This window comes from Adlercreutzia sp. DFI.6.23 (genome assembly GCF_024462535.1).
Classification (GTDB): domain Bacteria; phylum Actinomycetota; class Coriobacteriia; order Coriobacteriales; family Eggerthellaceae; genus Adlercreutzia; species Adlercreutzia rubneri.
Window position 1 is genome coordinate 1 of sequence record NZ_JANGBP010000608.1, and the last position, 296, is coordinate 296.

A 296-nucleotide genomic window follows, 5' to 3' on the forward strand; every position below is an offset into this window, starting at 1 on the left:
CGCATCCCCTCTACGCGTTGCCGTTGTCGTGCGAGCTGTGCCCCCGGAGGTGTGGCGTTGATCGGGCGGCGGGGGAGCGCGGGGTTTGCGGAGCTGCGGGCGAGGTGCTTGTGGCCCGGGCGGCGCTGCACTTCTGGGAGGAGCCGCCGATCTCCGGCGAGGACGGCAGCGGCACCATCTTCTTCTCCGGCTGCCCTCTGCGTTGTGATTATTGCCAGAACGCCTCTATCGCTCTGGGCGAGGCGGCCCGGGCAATCACTGTCGAGCGATTGGCCGCCATCATGGGCGAGCTTGAG

Annotated in this window: 1 protein-coding gene; it reads left to right on the forward strand. The window is 68.6% G+C overall.

Annotated elements, in window-relative coordinates; genetic code table 11:
• Nucleotides 1-17 precede the first annotated feature (17 nt).
• On the forward strand, nt 18-296 hold a 279-nt coding region (locus tag NE591_RS14760; protein WP_371130638.1), incomplete at its 3' end, for a 4Fe-4S cluster-binding domain-containing protein.